The sequence below is a fragment of the Tatumella terrea genome, from assembly GCF_039523755.1.
GTDB classification, from domain to species: Bacteria; Pseudomonadota; Gammaproteobacteria; order Enterobacterales; family Enterobacteriaceae; genus Tatumella; species Tatumella terrea.
On sequence record NZ_BAAAFX010000006.1, the window covers coordinates 372953 to 390551 of the forward strand.

Annotated in this window: 15 protein-coding genes and 2 pseudogenes; 8 read left to right on the plus strand and 9 right to left on the minus strand. The window is 55.4% G+C overall.

Translation table 11 applies throughout. From position 1 onward, the window contains the following. The first annotated feature begins 40 nt into the window (after window positions 1–40). Complete coding sequence (locus ABD035_RS04740; protein WP_343868083.1) at window positions 41–1216, plus strand: M20 aminoacylase family protein; 1176 nt, start codon at window positions 41–43, stop codon at window positions 1214–1216. Window positions 1217–1277: 61 nt separating this feature from the next. Here ABD035_RS04740 and ABD035_RS04745 read toward each other — a convergent pair whose 3' ends face one another. The 4 genes from ABD035_RS04745 to ABD035_RS04760 all read right to left on the minus strand — a co-directional run bounded on the left by ABD035_RS04745 (window position 1278) and on the right by ABD035_RS04760 (window position 6565). Continuing rightward, a complete protein-coding gene (locus tag ABD035_RS04745) occupies window positions 1278–2054 on the minus strand; it encodes a lysine/arginine/ornithine ABC transporter substrate-binding protein (RefSeq protein WP_343868085.1) in 777 nt (258 codons plus the stop codon). Between the two features lie 990 nt (window positions 2055–3044). Next, a complete protein-coding gene (locus ABD035_RS04750) occupies window positions 3045–4400 on the minus strand; it encodes a c-type cytochrome (RefSeq protein WP_343868087.1) in 1356 nt (451 codons plus the stop codon). An 11-nt stretch (window positions 4401–4411) separates the two neighbouring features. Next, a complete protein-coding gene (locus ABD035_RS04755; protein ID WP_343868089.1) occupies window positions 4412–6016 on the minus strand; it encodes a GMC family oxidoreductase in 1605 nt (534 codons plus the stop codon). Between the two features lie 48 nt (window positions 6017–6064). Beyond that, window positions 6065–6565: a sugar dehydrogenase complex small subunit gene (locus ABD035_RS04760; RefSeq protein ID WP_343868091.1), complete on the minus strand. Its 501-nt coding sequence runs from the start codon at window positions 6563–6565 to the stop codon at window positions 6065–6067. A gap of 742 nt (window positions 6566–7307) precedes the next feature. Here ABD035_RS04760 and ABD035_RS04765 point away from each other — a divergent pair. The 7 genes and pseudogenes from ABD035_RS04765 (at window position 7308) to ABD035_RS04795 (ending at window position 13887) form a co-directional block, all read left to right on the plus strand. Next, complete coding sequence (locus tag ABD035_RS04765; RefSeq protein WP_343868093.1) at window positions 7308–8141, plus strand: GIY-YIG nuclease family protein; 834 nt, start codon at window positions 7308–7310, stop codon at window positions 8139–8141. A 74-nt stretch (window positions 8142–8215) separates the two neighbouring features. Further along, window positions 8216–8938 (plus strand): annotated as a pseudogene (locus ABD035_RS04770) (NAD(P)/FAD-dependent oxidoreductase); the annotation flags it as partial. A gap of 9 nt (window positions 8939–8947) precedes the next feature. Beyond that, a complete protein-coding gene (locus tag ABD035_RS04775) occupies window positions 8948–9793 on the plus strand; it encodes a GNAT family N-acetyltransferase (protein WP_343868095.1) in 846 nt (281 codons plus the stop codon). Next, window positions 9793–10719 (plus strand): 2-hydroxyacid dehydrogenase, encoded by a 927-nt coding sequence (locus ABD035_RS04780; protein ID WP_343868097.1) that lies wholly within the window; start codon window positions 9793–9795, stop codon window positions 10717–10719. Before ABD035_RS04775 ends, ABD035_RS04780 begins: the two co-directional genes overlap by 1 nt. Window positions 10720–10723: 4 nt before the next feature. Continuing rightward, on the plus strand, window positions 10724–11854 hold the full coding sequence (locus ABD035_RS04785) for a M20 aminoacylase family protein (protein WP_343868099.1): 1131 nt from the start codon (window positions 10724–10726) through the stop codon (window positions 11852–11854). A gap of 130 nt (window positions 11855–11984) precedes the next feature. After that, window positions 11985–13262: pseudogene (locus ABD035_RS04790) on the plus strand (aspartate aminotransferase family protein). A gap of 97 nt (window positions 13263–13359) precedes the next feature. Beyond that, a complete protein-coding gene (locus ABD035_RS04795) occupies window positions 13360–13887 on the plus strand; it encodes an Lrp/AsnC family transcriptional regulator (protein ID WP_343868101.1) in 528 nt (175 codons plus the stop codon). A 50-nt stretch (window positions 13888–13937) separates the two neighbouring features. Here the strand turns inward: ABD035_RS04795 and ABD035_RS04800 are convergent, their stop codons facing one another. The 5 genes from ABD035_RS04800 to ABD035_RS04820 all read right to left on the minus strand — a co-directional run bounded on the left by ABD035_RS04800 (window position 13938) and on the right by ABD035_RS04820 (window position 17501). After that, window positions 13938–14228, minus strand: a complete 291-nt coding sequence (locus tag ABD035_RS04800; protein WP_212712833.1) for a DUF1330 domain-containing protein — start codon at window positions 14226–14228, stop codon at window positions 13938–13940. A 4-nt stretch (window positions 14229–14232) separates the two neighbouring features. Next, complete coding sequence (locus tag ABD035_RS04805) at window positions 14233–14913, minus strand: type 1 glutamine amidotransferase domain-containing protein (protein WP_343868103.1); 681 nt, start codon at window positions 14911–14913, stop codon at window positions 14233–14235. Between the two features lie 40 nt (window positions 14914–14953). Next, a complete protein-coding gene (locus tag ABD035_RS04810; protein ID WP_343868105.1) occupies window positions 14954–15988 on the minus strand; it encodes an NADP-dependent oxidoreductase in 1035 nt (344 codons plus the stop codon). Between the two features lie 192 nt (window positions 15989–16180). Then, window positions 16181–16777 carry a TetR/AcrR family transcriptional regulator gene (locus ABD035_RS04815; protein ID WP_343868107.1) on the minus strand — a complete coding sequence of 199 codons (597 nt, stop codon included), beginning with the start codon at window positions 16775–16777 and terminating at the stop codon, window positions 16181–16183. 331 nt (window positions 16778–17108) lie between these two features. Then, window positions 17109–17501, minus strand: coding sequence for a VOC family protein (locus ABD035_RS04820; RefSeq protein WP_343868109.1), 393 nt, complete (start codon window positions 17499–17501; stop codon window positions 17109–17111). Window positions 17502–17599 lie beyond the last annotated feature (98 nt).

Consider the following 17599-nt stretch of genomic DNA (forward strand, 5'->3'; position numbering starts at 1 on the left):
CGGACAGAAAAACAGAAAGATCATTCTAAGAGAGAGCACAATGTCTGAAAATATCATCCCGGGAATCAAAGCGTACGAAGACGAAATGGTGGCCATACGCCGTCATCTCCATGCACATCCGGAACTGAGCCTGCAGGAATTTGCCACCAGCCAGTTTGTGGCAGATAAACTCAGCGAATGGGGTTATCAGGTTACCCGGGAAATAGGGAAAACGGGGCTGGTGGGAACGCTGAAAAAAGGGACTTCCGATAAGGCCATAGGGTTACGTGCGGATATGGATGCGCTGCCAATCCATGAAACCACGGGGCTAAGTTATGCCAGTACCCGGCCGGGCGTGATGCATGCCTGCGGACATGACGGTCATACGACGATTTTACTCTCGGCCGCCCGGTACCTGGCCAGTGCGGAATGTGAGTTCAATGGCACCGTTCATCTGATCTTTCAGCCGGCAGAAGAGGCCATCGGCGGTGCAGATTTAATGATCCGCGACGGACTGTTCAGTCGTTTCCCCTGCGATGCGGTCTATGCGCTGCATAACCGCCCGGGTTTACCGGCGGGGAAACTGGGGTTCTATGCCGGTCACTTTATGGCGTCTGCTGACACGGTAAAAATTATCCTGACCGGCAAAGGTGGTCACGGTGCTCATCCGGCAGGGACCATTGACCCGATCGTGGTGGCGGCATCACTGGTGATGTCGTTACAGACAATTGTGTCACGTAACGTTACCCCGGGAGAGACGGCGATTGTCACGGTCGGTACCCTGCATGCCGGCATTGCCTCCAACGTGATCCCGGAAACTGCCGAAATGGAACTGACGGTCAGGGCGATGAAGCCCGAAATCCGCGACCTGCTGATCCAACGGATACACACCCTGGCCACCTCAACGGCGCAAAGTTTCGGGGCGACGGCGACGGTGGAAGTCTATGAGTCCTATCCGGTGCTGACCAACAGTGAAAAAGAGACGGCAGACGCCCGGGCATTAGCCATTGAAGTTTTCGGTCCGCAGGCGGTGGAAGAGTCTATCCGGCCTTCCACCGGCAGTGAGGATTTTTCGTTTATGCTGGAAAAACGGCCCGGCACTTATTTCCTGCTGGGGAATGACGGGGAAGAGAAACAAGGGTGCTTTTTGCATAATTCCGGCTACGACTTTAATGACGGGATCATCTCTGTAGGGGCCACGTTCTTTGTCAGCCTGGTTCGTCAGCACTGCCGGTAATACCTCCGGGAACGGGAACGGGCACTGGCCAGCCACCGTTTCGTGTGGCCGGCCAGGACTATTACATTTTCGGGTAGACGCTGAACGTAAAGTATTTCTTCTCGATACGCTGATACTCCCCATTGCTATGGATTGCAGCGATGGCATTATTAATCAGTGTCATGCGCTGAGTATCCCCTTTGCGAAGCCCGACACCGGAACCTGTGCCGAAAAAGGTTTTATCATCAGGCTGTGCGCTGACGATGAAGTCTTTTCCCTGCGGGGTGTTCAGAAAACCGGTATCTGCCGTGACGGCATCGGTCAGGGTGCCGTCCAGCCGGCCGGCCAGCAGGTCAGGGTAGATCTGCCCCTGGTTCGGGTAAGAGACCACCTGTACGCCTGCCGGAGCCCATTTCGCCTTCGCCCAGGCCTCCTGGGTGGTGCCCTGGGCGACACCGATAGTTTTACCTTTCAGGCTTGCCAGGTTATCGGTGATATTGCTGCCTTTAGCGACCACCAGGGCGTTAGGCGTGTGGTAAATCATGTCAGAAAACGCGATTTCTTTTTCACGTTTTTCGGTCCTCGACATTGATGACAGAATAGCATCAAATTTGCGGGCCTTCAGGGCCGGGATCAGTCCATCAAAACCCAGCTCGGTCCATTCACATTTTACTTTCGCCTGCTGGCAGATAGCATTCCCCACATCGATATCAAAACCCTGTAATGCGCCGTCTGCCGATTTAAATTCGAAGGGCGGGAACGTCGGGTCCACACCAAAACGTAAAACTTCTTCAGCGTGCGCCGTGCTGCCGGCACAATAAAGCGCGGCAAGACACAATCCGGATATAATTTTTCTCATGGTTTTCTGTTTCCCTGTGTAATGGAGACGTATAAATTATCAGCGTCCTGATCCCGTCACCGGACCGGTGCTCTTTCGTTATACCTCATATCGTTATACCGCGTAGTGTCTGTCCATAACGACAACCTCTCTGAGAGTAATTCAATCCCGGGGATTGGACAAATAATACTTTTTCGAAAGATTTTTGGTGAAATTTAACCGTGGTATTCAGGATTCATGGATAAGAAAAACTTATTTCAGGCGCGGGTTTATGTGCCTCGGAAATAACGTTGTGCAGCGGTTACTCATAGTTTCGCGGCCCGGCATCTGAAAGAGAAATATATCCAGACAACATTTTATTAAACGTGGTCAGCCTGAATGACTGCCAGCCCTGGCTAACGCGTTATTTATTCCGGAGAGGTTAATAACGGTTTCACGGCCCGATGATCGAAAAGAGAAAACTGTCCGGAGTCACAGACCGGGGGTTATTAAGCGCGATCAGCCTGAATGACTGCCAGCCCTGGCTAACGCGGTATTTGTTCCGGAGAGGTTAATAACGGTTTTATGACCCGATGATCGAAAAGAGAAAGCTGTCCGGAGTCACAGACCGGGGGTTATTAAGCGCAATCAGCCTGAATGACTGCCAGCTATCACTGCCGTGTTGATAATTACCGCGTTTAAGTAACAGGGCAAAGTGGTGCTGTACCCGGAAGATTGACTGACGGTTCGGTCAACAGGATGTCACCGTGCGTCACTCCGCGGCCCGGCACCGTTATCTGTTCGCGCCAACGGTATAAAGACAGTGTTACTGCGGTATAGGGAGACGCTATACAGACCGTAAACCCCATACCCGGGATACCGGCAAACCCGGCGCGGAGTATTACGCCCCGGGTACGGCACCGGAATAGCGGGCCGTATAAGCTGCTGTCAGCGGGTGATAAAGAGAGCTTCCCTGATCCGGACTCCACGCGGAGCCAATCTGTCCGCGTGGAGTTCGTCACAGACTCTGGCTTACCGCTGCCGGCGACGTGACTTCAGTATCCCGCCGCCGATCACCAGCACAATAACCACCACCAGCAGGGCGATCATCCCGCCTTTCGCGATCGCCAGTAACGGGGAAGGCGCCCCCCCGTTACGCAGTGTGTTTACCCGTTCCGGCGTGGTCCGGACGCCGGCATCCCCGTCATTTTTAAATAAATAATTCACCAGTGTTGCCACTTGCTGATCATTCATGACCGTTCTGAAGGCCGGCATGGCTTGTCCGCTGGCGGGCGTTAATCCGTCGAGGATCGCCATCACCGCATTATCCGCGACGGGGCGGCGAAAGGCGGCATTATTGTACAGCGCCGGTAGTCCGTGACTGCCCTGACCAGACACCTGATGACAGGTGGAGCAATGTTCCGCATACAGTCGGGCGCCTTGCGATGCGCTCCCGTTCATCAGTCCGACATCAGAGATCAATGGCCGCGTGGCAGCAAGGCGTCCCGGGGGCGCATTGGCAGACTGCGGCTTCACTCCTTGCAGATAAGTGACGATCGCATGAATATCGGCGGCGGATAATTTGCTGAAACTCTTATCAATGGCTTCCAGCATCGGGCCACCGGCCTGCGACCCGGTTGGCGAGCGTCCGGTCTGCAGGTAGCTGGCAATATCACCGGCTGACCACTGACCGATCCCGGCCTGTTTATCGGGGGTGATATTGGGGGCATACCAGGTGCCCAGCGATGCCCCTGCCAGTGCCTGACCGGACTGTTCAGCCATCAGGAAATTCCTGGGGGTATGGCAGGTTGAGCAGTGTGCCAGCCCCTGAACCAGGTAGGCTCCACGGTTCCATTCGGCAGAGTGACCTGCATCGGCCACAAAGGGCGCTGCCCGGGCATACAGACTATCCCACACCGCCATAGAGAACCGGAGATTAAACGGAAAAGGCAGGGCGGTTGTCTGTGGACGGACGTCAACCGGCGCAACGCCCTGCATAAAATAGGTATACAGTGCTTTCATGTCACCGTCGGTGATCACCGCATAGGAGGTATAAGGCATTGCCGGATAGAGACGAGCCCCGTCGCGGCGTATTCCCTGGCGGACCGCCCGTTCAAAGTCGGTCAGTGAATACCGGCCGATACCGGCCGTCTCCGAAGGGGTGATATTGGTACTGATAATGTTACCTATCGGGGTGTTAATCGCCAGACCGCCGGCAAAAGGTTTACCTCCCGGGGCGGTGTGGCAGGCGGCACAGTCCCCGGCGACCGCGAGGTATTCTCCCTGTTTTACCAGAGCCTGACCGTCGTTATCCGCCGCACCGGCGGGTTGCCCGAACAGGATCCCGCTCAGTGCGGCGGCAATACTCAGAGAAAGCAATTTTTTCATCGGAGCCTCCCTTAAATTTTGCCGAGAATCGCGTCTGCGGTACGTAACCCCAGCGCACAGGCGGTGAGTGTCGAATTGGCGGTGGCGACGGTCGGCATCACCCCGGTAGAGACCATATAAAGATTGTCATACTCCCAGGCCCTGCCGACCGGGTTGGTAACCGATGTCCGTTCATCGCTACCCATCGCCAGCGTGCCGGTAATGTGCTGGTTATTGCTATAGACCCCGGGCGCGGAATAACGCACATTAGTGGCCCCCAGCATGGCGGCGATATCCGCATATACCGCCAGCGAGTGCTGCATACCTTTATGCACATAATCATCGAAGGAATAGGAAAAAGCCGGCACGGGCAGGCCGAGGGCATCCTTTTTGCGGGTACTGAGCAGAGTACGGTTTTTCGGATCCGGCAACTGTTCCAGCACATTTTTAATACTCAGTTCATGGGAGGCGCGGTAAGTGATCGCGTTGTCCAGTGCTGCACCGGTCAGCCCCTCCCTGATAGCCCCGGCGGTGACACCGGCCACCCGGGACGAGTTAGAAATATCGATACGGAAAGCCGCAGAGTCGGTACGGAAGGCCCCGTCACGCAGTTGCTGGATAGATGACGGGCTCATCGGACCGCGGCCCGGCCACAGAGGCTCATCCACATAAAATGTTGCCGAATTGGAGGGGTGATCCATCAGATGACGGCCGAGCTGATCGTTGTTGTTACACAACCCGTTAGGATTGCGGGCGTCTGCCGATAACATCAGAATACGCGGGGTTTCGATAGCGTTCGCCGCCAGCACAAACACTTCGGCCTCAACCCGATGTGAAACCTTATCCCAATCGTAATAGTGCAGTGCGGTAATCTTCCCTTTATCGTTATGCTCCAGTTTGTACACCACGGCATGGGTTTTCAGTGTCACTCCGGCCATTTCAGCCGCCGCCGCGGCGATCCCGCCATGGTATTGGGCATCGATCGGGCAGATGGGCATACAGTTATTATTACCACAACACTGCGGCCGGCCGTCATAAGGGACGGAATTACGGCCGGTGGTATTCGTCAGCACTTCATACTTAGGGGCCAGTCGTGCTATGACCCGCTGCTCCAGATAAGAAGGTGTCACCCCCTCCATAGGATAAGGATGTGTGCGCGGTGAATATTTCGCCATTGCTGCCGGCCCGGAGACGCCCCACAGCAATTCCGCCTCGTAATAATAGGGCTCCAGATCCTGATAACTGATAGGCCAGTCACGGCCCACCCCGTATTGAGATTTAATGCGGAAATCATTCGGCACTAAGCGCCAGGCCTGGGCAGCCCAGTGCCAGCTGGTTCCCCCGACGACGCGCAGATATTCCGGTTTATAGTCCTCCGGCCCGGTTTGATCCAGATAGCCATTATCCTGCGGTTTGTAATCGGGAAACGGGGCGATTTCTGAATTCGGGTAGGGGGCGACAAGGTCATCCTTACGGGCGGAATGACGAAAGTTAGTGACAATCTGGTCGCGCTGGATACGTGGCCCGGCTTCCAGCATCAGTACCTGCCGGCCGGCGAGGGCCAGTTTTCTTGCGGTCAGTGCCCCGACAACACCGGAGCCGACAACAACAACATCGGTTGAAAGAGTTTCAGACATGCTCAGTTCTCTGTTTAATCAGAAGAGGACGCGGCGAAAGAGGCAGCGTCAAAAAGGTTTGGCCGCCCAGCTGCCATACGTACCGTAGGCGTAGGTCGGCGGATTCAGGACGGGGGCGACATCCTGATTGGCCAGTGCGCTGGTATAAGCCACACAAATTGCCCGGGCGCCGCTACCGGCAATCCCCAGGTACCAGCCGGTCAGAATGAGTGCCGGCAATCCGGCGAGGTCGCTGACCTGACTGTTTGCCGGTAACCGGCGGCTGATCTCTGCCGCCGGAACAGAATTGCGGGTGATCCACTGATTCAGCCGGCTAAGTTGTTGCGGAAAATCAGCATCGGTTTTCACAAATGCATCAAACAGTGCCGTACCGAAATCGTCAGGCAGGGTATTTCGCCCGGTCAGATACCGGGAAATAAGCGCAAAATCATCATTCACAGGACCGGCTGCGTACGCCGGTAACATCCCCGCGGGCAATAATGCAGTGGCGGCCAGTGCGCCCATACCCTGTAACATTCGCCGTCGCGACAGATGTGCTAAAAATTCCATGATCAGGACCCCTGAGTCAGCTAAGGTTAAATATTAAAATAATTAATGTTGTGGTATTTATCAGTGGGCTAATAATTCCCACGCAAATAGTCACCATTAAAAGTATAAGCACCCCGGAGGCGTGAGGTTATTATTTTGTTAACACAGTAGCCGTCCTGACAGGTCCGGATGAGAATGGATACCATCCTGCAGGGAGAGAACATTGCCGGGAAAAAAAACTTCCGGGGAATTATCTGATAAAAATAAGAGAGTTAATCTGACAGGTGTCATGGGTGTCTTCCGCTACCATAACGGGGAGACAGCACCGCAAGCAGTTAATAAAAATGTTACATTTCATTGCCGAGCCGGTCATGACAGTGGGATTGACCGTCTGGTAATCGCTGGAAAAACTTCATGCCGACGGTATATCAGGACGTTAACGTTAACACTCCTGTTTGTTATTTATAAATTAAACTTAACAATATATGCGGGATATTGATGCGAAGGGTACCAGCGCCGGGCGCCTGTGGTAAGGAAATTCTGTGCTAAGTGCAGGCTGGCCCTGCGGCGGACACAGAAACGGAGCCAGGATGACAAGATGATAGCCGGCAGGCGATGGCGCAGATTCAACCGCAACACATTCTGTCACAGAAGGCAGATAGCAGATGATTCAACTCCGCCAGAGAATGACCAACGGGCTGCACGCGACTACAAATTCAGCGGTACCCGGCAGCAGATAAATTGTAAATATTGAGGAACAGTATTGAAACTTTTCGACTATCTGAAAATGGTCATTCCGGATCTGACCCCCGACAACAGTAAAGTACATCTTGCGCAACTGAATGATTATAAAGAGGACCCTCTGGTTAAATTCCGTGAAGGGACTTTCGATGCCTGGCAATGCTGGCAGAAGCGCTTAGAGTTTAGCCGCAGATATGTCGTCTCACTGATCCGTGTACCGGGAACCGGGACCTGGTTGTTTGCGGGCGTATTCCTGCAGATCGGTCATTCTGAAAAACAGGCCTGTCCGGACCGTGAAGAACAGTATTATCAGTACCGTCTGCAAATTGTTCCCGCGGGTGAGGAATATGCGGGAAGAATGTATATCAGTTTCAGGAACACAGCCCGCAACTTTATTCGTCGTGGTGACAGTATTGGTAACGATCTGATCGTCAATGAAATCTCTCCGGTACGTCTGACCTTCGGTGAATTCCCCGGTTACCGGAATGTGATCTTGGATATGAACAGTATCGGTGCAATCCTCCGCCTTAATCTGCAATCCTGGCGTACTGCACTCTCTGTGGTTAAAGGCATCTATGTATTAACCGACAGGGACGAGGGAAAGCTCTACATAGGGCAAGCCGGAGGAAGCGAAGGGATTTGGGGCAGGTGGAAAGACTATTTTGATTCCGGGCATGGCGGGAATGTCGGGCTTAAGGAAACATTCGGGCCACGTGATGAACAGCGCCTGCAGAATATCACCTTTGCAATCCTGGAAGTACTCGATCCTAATGCTGAAGACGGCGAAATCAATCGTCGCGAAACGCACTGGAAACAGATCCTGTTATCGCGGGAGTTTGGCCATAACCGTAATTAAGCGGGTGAAGATAGTTTACTGAGTATTCAACCTATCCTGGCACCTGTGCCTGAGGCTAACGCAGGTCATGCCTATTGATCAAAACCCGGGCCGTGATCTGTGCCGCCGGGGTCTGGACCTCGCTGTTTTGCCGCCGGCATGGCCTCGAATTGCCGCTGGGGAATGTGATAGGCACGGCTTTCCGTACCCATCCCATTGACCAGGTGGTGAAAGCACCGTTTTATACCGGCAGTTTCGCCTGCCGGCCACAGGCGGATGGCGGTTATACCGTCTCTGTCTCCGGGAAAGGGCGGCTGGAACCGGGCTTCCAGGGGCTGAAGTACAGCCGGCAGTTCCTTCAGACGTTCCGTGCACGCCGTAAAAATTTAACCGTCTCGCCGGGGTTGTCTGCGTTTATCCGCGGTCCGGAAACCCTGGCGCGCTGGTCAATGGAGGCGGTCTCACCGTTTGAGGCCGTCAGGATCCTCGATCCGCAAGCCGATCATGACATGGTCAGACAAGGGCTGGCGGCGATGGTCAAAGAATTTCCTGCCTTACAGGGGCTGCGTGTGTCACAGTCCTGGGGCGGGATGATAGACAGTACCCCGGATGCTATCCCGGTGATCTCAACCGTCAGGCAGATCCCGGGGCTGGTCCTTTCCGCCGGCTACAGCGGCCACGGCTTCGGTATCGGTCCGGGCGCGGGCCGGCTGGCGGCCGATTTAGTGACCGGGGATACCCCGATTGTTGACCCCGCACCTTATCGCTACTCACGTCTGGTTGACGGCAGTGATCTTGATGCACCGGGAATGATGTAAGGAGAAAGAATGAGCATTGTATTGCGTCAGATGAATGAAAACGATACGGAAACCGGCTACCAGCTGAGTCAGCAGGTGAAATGGCCCCACCGCCGGGAAGACTGGCTGCAGGCGTACCGGTTAGGGGAAGGGCTGGTGGCAACCGAGGCCGGTAAAACGGTCGGCTGTGCCCTAATCTGGCACTGGGGCGGATCTCATACCCTCGGGCTGGTGATTGTCGACCCTCTGTGTCAGGGGCGCGGCATCGGTAAATTATTGATGGAGGGGTTACTGGAGAAATCGCCCGGGGGCATGGTCCGGCTACATGCAACCGAAATGGGTAAAGGTCTGTACGAAAAATACGGGTTCAGGCAGCAGTCACCCATGCATCAGCATCAGTCAGCCTCTTTACCGCCGTTTCCGGCCGCGACCCTCGCGCCCGGGCAGCGGTTACGGGCGGCGACTGCCGATGATTTACCCCGTCTGATTGACTATGACTACAGTGCCCACGGATTACGGCGGACAGCACTGTATGAGGATTTAGCCGGCTCCTCAGAATTCATCACCGTACTGGAGAGCGGAGATGAGATGGCAGGCTTTGCTGTGGTCAGACGCTTTGGCCGGGGTTACGTGGTCGGTCCACTACTGGCCCGTGACGAAGCCGCCGCCAGAACCCTGTTCTGTGACTGTGCCGCCAGATTACAGGATGAATTTGTACGTATCGATACGCAGGGCGAATGGCCGTTCTCTCTCTGGCTGAAGGCTCAGGGGATGCCGGTGGTGGATGCACCGGTGATGATGATCCGTGGTACCCCCTGGCAGAAGCAGCCGGATGCCTTTCTCGATTTTGGACTATTTTCACAGGCGTTGGGCTAATGAGTATTGTCTATTATTCAGATCAACAACGCGGCCTTATCTGGAAAGCCTGGCTGGCGGAGCACGCACCGGATCTGCCATTTTATCTCTGGCCTGAGACCGGCGACCCGCAACAGGTCAGTTATCTGGTGACCTGGACGGTGCCGGAAAACCTGAGTGAGCGTTTCCCGAACCTGAAAGTGATTTTCTCGGTGGGCGCGGGGGCGGATCAGTTTGATTATTCGCGTCTGCCCCCGGACGTCCGCGTCGTCAGGATGATTGAACCTGGCATCGCACAAAGTATGACGGCGTATATCACTTTCTCGGTACTGGCGCTGCACCGTGAAATACCGATGTATCTTCGCCAGCAGCAAAATAGGGAATGGAAAAAAGGACGGATCCTTCCGACAGAGACCCGTCGGGTCGGTATTATGGGGCTGGGAACTCTGGGGGAGGCCGCCGCCCGGCAACTGCTTTCTCTGGGGTTTCACTGTTCAGGCTGGAGCCGGACACCGAAGTCGGTCAGCGGGGTGACCTGCTGGTCGGGCGATGATCAGCTGCAGTCATTTCTGGCAGAGAGTGACATCCTGGTTTGCCTGTTACCGCTGACTTCCCGTACCCGCGGTATTCTCAACAGCGATGTCTTTCATCAGTTACCGGCGGGGGCCGGGCTGATTCATGCCGGTCGGGGTCAGCAACTCAATCATCAGGATTTGCTGGCCGCACTGGACAGCGGCCAGCTCAGTCAGGCGATTGTGGATGTCACCGACCCGGAGCCCTTACCGGAAGATCATCCGTTCTGGACGCATCCGGCGCTCTGGTTAACCCCGCATATCGCCAGCGAAACGCAACCGGAAACCTCGGTCAGGGTATTACTGGAAAATATCCGCTGTCATCAGCGGGGAGAGCCGATAGCAGGCCTGATCGATCCGCAACGGGGGTATTAGTGCAATGACGACAGACAAATGGCGACAGCTCCGGCAAAGGCTGCATCAACATCCTGAAACCGGCTTTAAAGAGTTTCAGACCTCAGAGATCATCGCTGACCAGCTGAATCGTCTGGGGATAGAGGTTTACCGGAATATCGGTAAGACCGGCGTGGTCGGTCTGCTGAAGGGGCGTGACGGGCCGCGGATGATTGGTTTGCGTGCCGATATGGACGCCTTGCCGATGAATGACGAGGGGAAACAGCCCTGGGCCAGCCGGCAGCCGGGGGTAGCCCATGCCTGCGGGCATGACGGACATACGGTGATGCTGCTGGCCGCTGCCGAAGCCCTGGCGGCGGATCCGGACTTTACCGGCAGCGTCTGCTTTATATTTCAGCCGGCAGAGGAGGGACTGGCCGGGGCCAGAGCGATGATCGAAGACGGTCTGTTTGAACGATTCCCGTGCGATGCCGTATACGCTATCCATAACTGGCCGGAATTACCGGCCGGGGAGTTCCGTAGCCGGGCCGGGCCGATCATGGCTGCCGGTGACCGGTTTGATATCACCCTCAGCGGGACCGGAGGACATGCGGCGCAGCCTCACCTGACCCATGATACGTTACTGGCGATCAGTGAACTGGTGGTGGCGCTGAATACCCTGGTCTCACGGGCATTAGCGCCCTATGAACCGGCGGTATTGACGGTGACCCGGATTCAGGGCGGGCATTCGCATAATATGATCCCCTCAGAGGCCTCGATCACCGGTACGGTCCGCACGTTCAGCCCCGGGGCGCAGGACATTATCGAGCGCCAGTTACGGCAGATGACCGGACATATCAGTGCGGCCCACGGGCTGACGGCTGAGGTGAATTACCTTCGTTATTATCCGGCCACCTGCAACAGTGCCCGGGAAACCGGAATCGCTCTGCAGGCTGCAAAGGCCATCGGCCTGTCCACACAAACTGCGGAATACCCGGCGCTGACCTCTGAAGATTTCTCCTTTATGTTGCAGCAAAAACCGGGGGCCTATGTCTGGCTGGGCTCGGGTCCCGGCCCGGCATTACATCAGGCAGAATATGATTTCAATGATGACGTGATCCCCTATGGTGTCCGCTGGTGGCGTCAGCTGGTCGCGCTCGAGCTGGGCGGAGAATAGGGTTCCGGTCGGGTATTTTCAGGCACAGGATCTCTGCCGTATGCAGGACAGCGCGGAGTTCCTGAGAGCATTTTGTCATCGATCTGACGGGTGACTCATCAGTCGGGGGGAACAGGATATGAGCGAAGTAATGACCGACTTTCAGGCCAGTAATGACCACTGGCTGGATGCGCATCACAGAGAAATTCCCGCCGGACTCCTGACCGCCCATCGGCTTGTGATAGAAAAGGGCCGCGGGGCCGAGGTGTGGGATGTCGAGGGCAGCCGTTATCTCGATTTTGCGGGCGGAAGCGGGGGACTGAATGTCGGGCATAATCACCCGGCCGTCGTCTCGGCCATTACCCGGCAACTGAACGAATTCACCGGTGACTGCTTTCGTGTGGCGGCCAGCCCCGCGTATATCCGTCTGGCCTGCCGGCTTAATCAGCTGGTGGGTGACGGCGAGGCTTTTCAGACGGTGTTCTTTAATTCCGGGGCTGACGCGGTGGTGCAGGCGATTAACAGCGCCCGCGCGTTTACCGGACGTCACGGTATCATCACCTTCGAGGGGGCGTCTCATGATCATTCTCTGGCAGACTGCCGGCTGACCAGCCATAGTCCGCCCGGGCAGGCGGATTCAGCACACGGGGCCAGCGATATCCGTTCACTGCCGTACCCGGATAGTTCCAGAGGGATTACGGAAGCAGACTGCAGGGTGGCCCTGTAACACTGTCTGCGGGGCGGAGACCAGGCCGGTGCCGCGATTCTTCTGGAGCCTGTTCAGGGGGAGGGGGGGATCATCCCGGCCCCGGCCTCGTTTATTCAGTACCTGCAGCGGATATGCAGGCAGTACGGTATGTTACTGATTTGTGATGAACTGCAGAGCGGTTTTGGTCGCACCGGCGAGATGTTTGCTTATCAGCAGTCAGGGATCAGGCCGGATCTGCTGATCAGCGGAAATCCCAGCGCAGGGTTACCGATAATGGCCGTTACCGGGCGTACCGCGGTGATGAGTGCCCCCCGGCCGGTCAGTCCTCAGGGGGGAAGTGTCCTGGCCTGTGCTGCCGCACTGGCGGTCCTGGATGTCCTGGGTGAGGAAGACCTGCTGAACCGCAGTCTGATGCTGGGTGAACGGTTTTATCAGCGGTTAGTACAAATGCGCGAAAAATATGCCTGCCTGCGGTATGTGCGTGGTCGCGGTCTGATGCTGGCGGTCGAAATCATTAACCCCGAGACCGGTAAACGGGATGCCGCGCTGGCGCAGGCTATTCTGGATGCGGCCTGTATCGAAGGATTATTGCTGATCCGTTGCGGAATAACCCGGAATGTTATCCGGTTTCTGGCGCCGCTGGTCACCACCAACGCCCAGCTGGAAGAAGCCTTTCACCTGTTCGAACTCGCGCTGGCCCGGGCAACAGGGAGGTTATAACGTTATGATTTTCATATTTAAAACAGTAGCCCTCCTGCATTAAGGCGTGGTATATCAGTAGTGACAGATAGCGCCTGATGGACACGCAGAGGATTTTATGAACGGCTTACTGAAACTGGATCGCCTGGATATTGCTATTCTTTCACACCTGCAAAAAGACGGGCGGATCAGTAATGTGAATCTGGCCGAGGCGGTAGGGTTATCTCCCAGCCCCTGTCTGCAACGGGTAAAACGGCTGGAAGCCGCCGGATTTATTGCCGGCTATGAGGCCCATATTAATCTGGCGAAAATCACCGGGTCGGTCAGCGTTTTTACCGAAGTGACGCTGGCCGGACACCGTCGGGAAGACTTTCAGCGTTTTGAGCAGCGTTTAGCGCAGGTCACAGAAATCATGGAATGCCATGTGATCACCGGGGGATACGATTACCTGCTACGTTTTATGACCCGCAGCATTGAGCACTACCAGCAGGTGATTGAGGGATTACTGGATGATGATATCGGAATCGAAAAATACTTCAGTTATATCGTGATTAAATCACCGATCCTCAAGAGCAGTATGCCGTTACAAGATCTGCTGGGACATCCGGAAAAGGCGGATAACGAGGAAAGCCCTGCCTGCCGCTAAACGACCGGCTGACAGATACCGGCCAGTGGCTGACCGGTGTCCGTCCTGAATCAGGCAATTCCCTCGGTCAGAACGACCCGGTATTTTGCACCTTTCAGACGATGCTCTTTAGCGGCCTGGTAAGCCGGGCTGTGATACCAGGCGCGGGCGGCAGCCATATCCGGGAAGCTCAGCAGCACAACCCCTTCTGCTGCCGGGCCTTCCAGCCCTTCGGCCTGACCATAGAAGGCCAGCGGGGTTATCGGATGATCACCACGCGCTTCTGACGCTTTTTGCGCATATACGTCCATCTCATGCTGATCCAGCGTTTCATCGCGGATAAAAATAATATATGCACTCATACGGTTAGCCTTTCAGTGCCTGCAGCAGAGCCCGGGCCGTTGCGGCAGAAGACCCCGGGTTCTGACCGGTGATCAGCAGACCGTCGGTCACCACATAAGATCCCCAGTCCGGGCCTTTACTGTATTCAGAACCGTTTTCTTTCAGCATATCTTCCACCAGGAAAGGCACGACATCGGTCAGTTGCACGGCGGCTTCTTCGCTGTTACTGAACCCGGTGGTACGCAGACCACGAACCAGGGGTTCACCGTCCGGCTTTTTGACGTCACGCAGTACGCCCGGGGCATGGCAGACCGCTGCGACCGGACGTCCCTTCGCCAGGGTCTGTTCGATCGCGCTAATGGAGTCTTTATCGGTAGCCAGGTCCCATAACGGGCCGTGCCCCCCCGGGTAGAAAATAGCATCGAATTCGTCGACGTTGACCGACTTCAGCGCGACAGTGTTCGCCAGAGCGGTTTTTGCGGCCTCGTCACTTTCAAAGCGATGGGTGTCGTCGGTCTGAAAATCAGGCTGATTACTTTTCGGATCCAGAGGTGGTTGTCCGCCGAGAGGCGAGGCCAGCGTCAGATCCGCACCGGCATCTTTGAAGACATAATAGGGCGCGGCCAGCTCTTCCAGCCAGAATCCGGTTTTTTCGCCGGTGTTACCCAGTTTATCGTGCGAAGTCAGTACAATCAGAATTTTCATCGTTTATCCTTTTAAGCGGGTTCAGTCATCGTATGCAGGTTTAATCATCCGCCAGCCGGATCACCAGCTTACCGAAGTTGTGACCCTGTAACATTCCGCTGAGTGCCCCCGGGGCATACTCCAGGCCATCGATAACCTGTTCGCGATAATGAATTTTTCCCTGACGGATCCAGTCCGTCATCAGCGTGCGGAACGCCGGGAAATGCGGGGCATAATCATCAAAAATGATAAAACCCTGCAGACGAATACGTTTTTTAAGCAGCGTACCGATAAAAGCCGGCAGGCGATCCCCGCCGGGCGTGGTACCGGTGTCGTTATAATGCGCCACCGTGCCACACAGGGGGATACGTGCTTTCGGGTTGAGTAGCGGTAGCACAGCCTCAAAGACCGCACCGCCAACGTTTTCAAAGTAGATATCAATCCCGTCCGGGCAGGCAGCTTTCAGCTGCTCTGCAAAGTCAGGATCTTTGTGATTCAGGCAGAGATCAAATCCGGCGTGTTCAACGGCATCGCGGCATTTATCTTCACTTCCGGCGACGCCCACCACACGACAACCCTTTAACTTCGCTATCTGTCCGACGGTACTGCCGACGGGACCGGTCGCCGCGGCGACGACCAGCGTTTCCCCGGCAACAGGCTGCCCGATATCGGTCAGCCCCATATAAGCGGTAAAACCGGGCATGCCGGTCACCCCCAGCGATAGGGATGGCTGCTGCGGATGCGCGCCCAGGTTAATGACGCCTTTACCGTCGGACAGGGCATAGTCCTGCCAGCCACCGTAAGCCAGTACCCAGTCATCTTTTTTAAATTCCGGATGCAGCGAACTCACTACACGACTGATGGTGGCACCGACCATCACATCACCGATGGCAACAGGTGCTGCGTAAGAAGGCGCATCACTCATGCGGCCGCGCATATAAGGGTCGAGAGACAGATACACGGCACGCAGCAGCATCTGTCCTTCAGCCGGTTCAGGCAGTTCGGCATTTTCGAGGCGGAAGTTTTCCGCCGTCGGAATGCCGACAGGACGCGAGGCCAGTACCCAGCGGCGGTTTGTGTGAGCTGTTTGTTGCATATCTGTCTCCGGAGATTAAATCAGACCTGTCGTCTGGATATTAAAAGGGCAGCCGTCATCAGTGTGGAAACCTGAAATACAGTTAAACAGTTTTTCACCGGACCTGAAATTAGACCAGTCGTCTGGATGGTAAAGTAAAACTGAGTCACTGATAAGAGAAGCCTCCCTGAAACGCACATATTAATAAAATGATTATAGCTGCAATAAGCGTTTTGTCAGGGGCATCGCCGAGGCTAACGGAGAAAGGCTGCCGGTCATTTTTCCCATCAGACTGGCCCCCAGCCACAACTGATACAAGGCCCCGGCAAACACCAGGCAACCTTCCGGCGGGGGGACGAAGCTGTTTTCCGCCGCCATCCGTTCAAGCTGCCCGGCCAGCCGTTGCACAATACGGGTGGTGCCTTGTTCCAGCGCCAGGCGCATCGGTTCGGATAAATCGCTGACCTCGGCGCCCAGTTTTACCGCCAGGCACTGATATCCTTTGGGAGTCGGGCCATCGTCGGTAGCGGTCCAGCTGTGCCAGTAGTTCATCATGGCCTGTGTGGCATCGGGGACAGAGCTGAGCAGTGCTTCCATCGTCTCCAGATAGCGCGCGAAGTAGTCTTCCAGCATCTGAGTGCCGAACGCTTCTTTGGAGGCGAAGTAATAATAAAACGATCCTTTGGGGATCCCGGCGGTAGTCAGGATCTCATTCAGGCCGACGGCAGAGAATCCTTTGCGGCTGATAATTTTTCTGCCGACCTCGATGACCCGCTGGCGATTATCGTTAAGAGTGCGTGATGATTTCATAGCAGGGGTATCCCGTCTGAGCCGTGGGCTAATCACCGTCTGCCGGCGGGCAGGCGGTAAGAGTGGTTAGTATAAAGAGCGCCCCGGAATTCATCTACCCCCGGCATAGTTCTTACTCCTGGCGTGGTTTCGCCACTGCGCCCGGTAACGGAGGAGGAGCGAAGGGATGTGGGCTCAGAAGAGAGGGGCAACAGTAATTGAAGCGGATAACCGGATAAACCGGGAACAGGAATAAGGTCGCGTCACGGTCACTGATACCCCGAGCTGACAGGGTGATTAAATGGCAGGTAGGGATGTTTTGGAAGTCACGGGGATGAGGGAGACCGGTAAATCACTCCGCACAGTAAAACTCGATACGTATCCCGCCGGGTTCATAGCACATCATATGCATTGCTGGCCCTTCGCCCAGGAGCGTGGGTTCAAATTCTATTTCGATATTATTTTCCTTTAATACCGTATGAATCCGCAACAGTTCCTCTCTGCTGTTAACCCTTAACGCCAGATGATGCAGTCCGATGTTTGTTTTACGGTTAAAGTTAACGGGCGCTTCAGTCTGTGCTTTCCACAGCGTAATCATTATCTCATTATCTTTTACAAAGATAGCCGGATAATCGTCCCGTCGTTTTACTACCACCCAGCCCAGCAGGCGGGTGAAAAATTCAGCGCTTTCTTCGGGGTCAGCTACCGTTAAACCAATGTGATGTACGCCGGTGGTCAAAGTCATGATGATGGCTCTCCTTCAGAGGCTGATGAAGCAAATCACCACTATGAGCTAAACCTTTTTTACTCTGCAACAGAAAATAGTGCCCGCATGGAAAAACG